This window comes from Polaromonas sp. (genome assembly GCF_041689105.1).
Lineage (GTDB): Bacteria > Pseudomonadota > Gammaproteobacteria > Burkholderiales > Burkholderiaceae_C > Polaromonas.
This window is the reverse complement of the sequence record NZ_JBDNGU010000156.1, coordinates 1-4,239: the sequence shown is the minus strand read 5'-3', so window position 1 is coordinate 4,239 and position 4,239 is coordinate 1. Positions and strand designations below refer to the sequence as shown.

Here is a 4,239-nt window from a genome sequence, read left to right as displayed (position 1 = left end):
GGGTTTCTTTGCTGTTAGTAGTCATTGCCTGTTTTTGCGGAAGGCAGATAGTGAAGCCGTGGGCAAAGTCCACCGGGCCTAAGTCGCAAGCGGGTAAGGCGCGTGTCGCCCGCAACTCCTGGCGCGGCGGTCACCGGCAGCAACTGCGGGAGTTGTCCAAGGTGGTGAATGCCGAAATCAGGCAGGCGCGGGAGTTGGTGACAACACTCAGCAAATGAAAAACCCTTGATTAACTATGAAGTCAACCAAGGGTTCCATTTCCTGGCGCGAATGCTGAATCGCCCTATATCCCACGTATGAAGAAATTTGGCGAACCACCACACTCTCGCCCATGATTCAGTTTTTTGTCTAAATTAAGTCCGCACTCAATGTGGACTTGCTTGACTGACATCCAACTGTGGGCTGACCATGAACGAAACAATTCTACGTTGATAATTTCATCGAGAACTGGTCACCCACCTGCACCGCCTGAAAATAGCATAGCGTGCAAGGGGGGGCCTGAAAGTCTGGCGGCAGTGGCAGCGGGACACCCCACTGTTTCTCACGCGCAGAAAAAATCCCCCATTTGAAAACATTCAAATTAACACCACCCGGCTGAAAATTGGACAAGTGTCGTTCTTGCCCTTTGTCACCAAGTACGCGCGCGCGAAGCGTGAGGCAAACGGCCAGTCACTCACACGCTTGCGATGGCTAACCGGTAACGTCGTGCGACGTGTATTAACGGCAGTTTAGATTTGGTGTGCGCCAATTGCCGTTGTCACTTGTGGAGCACCCACCACCCGGGCCAGTTGAAAGACCGCCGCCGGGACCGGTAGACATCCCGCCACCAGGGCCCGTAGACATCCCACCACCTGGGCCGGTGGAGAGCCCGCCGCCGGGGCCAGTGGAAAGGCCGCCACCCGGGCCAGTGGAGCGCCCGCCGCCAGGCCCAGTAGATAGTCCACCACCCGGGCCAGTTGAAAGACCGCCGCCGGGGCCGGTAGACAACCCACCACCTGGGCCAGTGGAACACACCCCGCCTGGGCCGGTAGACCCGACACAGTTAGCGAACACATTTGCCGCCGATAACAGTAGGCCAGACATTAGGATTACTTTGATTTTTTTGTGCATGGATTTACCTTCGTAGTTGCGACGTCGTAGAGAATTGTTTGTGGCCGCTAAGCCGAAACTAACTTAACTCTTCCGGCGCCAGCGTCATTTCAACGGGTAACGATGCTGGGGTACGAGATGGCTTTGGGTTTCCAGTTGAGCGCGGCGGCTCGCGCGGCGGCGCGTTGCTCAGGTGATAAAGTGCGACCCACAATATCACGGTTTTCTACCGCTTGAGTCCCCTGTGCACTGGCCAGTAGCCACCAGAAATAAGCTGATTGTTCGTCCTTGGGAATCCCACGACCCTGGGCATACATCAAGCCTAGGTTGTACTGCGCATTGGCATGCTCTTGCTCGGCAGCTTTCCTGTACCACGCTACAGCCAGAGGCTCGTCTTTGGGCACGCCCTGGCCGCCGAGATACATCAAGCCCAGGTTGAACTGTGCGGAGGCATTCCCCTGCTCGGCAGCTTTGCGATACCACACCGAGGCTTGCTCGTTATCCTTGGACACGCCTTGACCGTCTTTATACATCACGCCCAAGTTATTCTGCGCAGCGGCGTGACCCTGCTCGGCCAGCTTTGCAAACCCCGCAAAAGCCGTGCGGTAATCTTTGCGCTCATGAGCCAAAGACGACTGCTCAAACGTCTGGGCCTGCACAAGCGGTGGCTCAACCACTACTGGAATCTGTGGCATGGGGCTTGGCGGCGGTGCAACTGCCACGACCGGCGCAGGTATTGGGGACTTCGGACGCGTAACTGTCGCGACATACCGATTTACGAATTTCGGCAATTCAGCCTGATATTGCTTGATGACCGCAATCACGTCTGACGCTCTTGGTGAATCGAGCTTCGTTGCAATATCTATTTTTTGCTCAGCCAACCACGCGACGAAGATGTCGCTTCCCTTGGTTTCATTCCAATCCGGATACGCCTTCGAAACAGCAAGGTCACGTTTTGATGCAAAAGCGATTTCATCACTACGTTGCTTTTCGGTGCGCCGTTCGTCGGCTGCAGCCATCGATTTTCCGCGTGCTTCCCTTGCAAGTTGTTCAGGAGACGGGGTGTAAACCAAGTCAAGCGGACTATTCTTGGCGATGATCATGACTGTCGATGCATCAATCGCGTCAACGCCCACTTTGCCCTTGGTCGCGAATGGAATTTGGATATTCTGTGCTTTCAGGAAATCCAAAAGAATTTTCGACTTAATTGCGTAGTTGATGCTCTGAGGTAGGTTGCCAGTGTTTTTAAAATACCTAGACGCATTCGCCGTTGCCACAACCACCCCGACAACTGAACCATTTTCTGTAACGAGTGGCCCGCCAGAATTTCCGCCCTGTATGGGTACTGAAATCTGAAACCAGTTCTCGTCGTTGCGTATCCCGGACAAGCTACTGATCAATCCATCAGTCACCTTGGATTCATTACCCTGAATAGAAACCTGGGGGTAACCAACTGCGATTACTCGCTGCCCTTTTGAGACTGCATCTGAGTGAGCAATCTGCAAGGCTGGAAACGCCGCATCCACTTTCAAAAGCGCAAGGTCACGGCTAGCATCTTTGGATATAACTGTAGCCTTGAAATATCTGCCCTTATAGTCACGAATAGCGAAGTCAGTCGCTTCATCAACAACATGATGATTAGTAATCAAATAACCGCCAGGAGCTACAAAAAAACCTGTGCCTGTGGTGGTCGCGTTGCGCTTCTTGTCAGCTTCCTCTTGCAACCGTTTGTCCTCGGCTACTCGCTGTTGTTGACGCACTGCCTCTTGGCGCCGCTCATGTTCAGCACGTTGTTCACGGTCAATTTGCGCTTGTCGATCCAACCTCTGGCGTTCCCGTAACGCATTGCGTTCCAGCCGTTCAAGTTCCAGCTTGTGCTGGTACTCCAACAACTGCTTTTGACGATCAAACTCTTGTTGTTGCTGCGCTTGTTCCGCTATTGCTCTACCAAAACCCTCAAGTGCCCCCGCCCAAGCATTAGCGCGAGCATTTGAAAAGGACAGAGAAAACAGTACAACGATTGCAACGCCGACTAGCGCCTTTGCAGGCCTATGCGCCGATGTCGCCGCAAGTCCAGTTAACTTCATTGCGCGCCTTTCGATTAGAGTGCCTTAGCGTCCGCTACCGCCCGACAAATTTTCCATCAGGAGTCATCACACGCTACCCCCCCCCCCACCAGCAAATGTCCCATCTGGACCCATCGTGGTTTTACTGCCACCGCCACCGACAAAAGAACCATCCAGAGCCATCGTGCATCGCCGTCCATTACCAACGAAGGTGCCAGCAGGGCACATGGAGTAAGGGCCTTGACTCACACGTAGCCCATTCGGACATAACGTTTGCGCAAACGACAGAATCGGTGCAAGCCCAGCAAGGGCGGTCAGTACCTTTTTCGTGGGCAACTCTTTGTAAATGGCAGTATGAACGTTAATCAACATTGACGCAAATCCCCCATTCGTGGGGTGTAAGCTCGACAATCTTGAAGTATTGGGCGGGATTCTGTGGCTTTGGTCAGTGGTAACGGCGTAGTACCGTCATTGCCAATCACCACCAAGCTGTCGCGCAGCAACGGCCACCAGCGCGGTCATGCCGTGCGGCCTGCCTTTTTGATTGCGTTGCGCTGCGCGCTGTGGGTCAGTCCACCCAGCATCACCGCTTACCCCTGTTCGATGCGTTGTAGCCCCAGTCAGTGGCCAAGGCGGAGTACCGCCCTGGCCAGACACCCGGAGTGTTTATCAGCGCCGCCGGAGGGCGGCAGGTAATAGTGGTGCATGCCCGCTACGGCCACCCGCTTCGCTTTTACATAAGGCCGCATTTTGGAAAGTGTGGCGCAGTCGTTCCGCTGAAGCTCCACTTGGTGCACCCCACCGCTGCGCGCCCTCACGGGTGTCCAAAACAGACCTTATGCAAAGTGGCCTTCGCTGGAGACGGTCACACAGCCGTCGGCGCTCCCCGGTCGCGGGTACACGCCCTACGCGCCGCCGTCTGCGCGCCCTTGTGGTGTGCCTGCACCGTGGCATCAGTCAGGCGCTGCGCGCAGTGTGCTTAGTCAGTGGCCTGCGGCCAGTCATGTTGTGTCTGCCCCCGCCAGCCCGTGGGCCTCGCCGCTGCGCGGCTTTGGCCCCGGCGCTGAACTGCCCGTCCGCCCCC

At 55.5% G+C, this 4,239-nt stretch carries 1 protein-coding gene and 1 pseudogene; one reads left to right on the top strand and one right to left on the bottom strand.

Annotated elements, in window-relative coordinates:
- A pseudogene (locus tag ACESMT_RS16270) lies at positions 1–218 on the top strand (hypothetical protein); the annotation flags it as partial.
- A gap of 981 nt (positions 219–1,199) precedes the next feature.
- On the opposite strand, the gene ACESMT_RS16265 reads toward ACESMT_RS16270, so the two are convergent.
- Positions 1,200–3,176 carry a trypsin-like peptidase domain-containing protein gene (locus ACESMT_RS16265; RefSeq protein WP_372827646.1) on the bottom strand — a complete coding sequence of 659 codons (1,977 nt, stop codon included), beginning with the start codon at positions 3,174–3,176 and terminating at the stop codon, positions 1,200–1,202.
- Between the last annotated feature and the right edge of the window lie 1,063 nt (positions 3,177–4,239).

What these genes read in the sequence shown, in the direction of transcription:
- ACESMT_RS16265 (WP_372827646.1), bottom strand. Translation starts at nt 3,176, where the DNA reads ATGAAGTTAACTGGACTTGCGGCGACATCGGCGCATAGGCCTGCAAAG.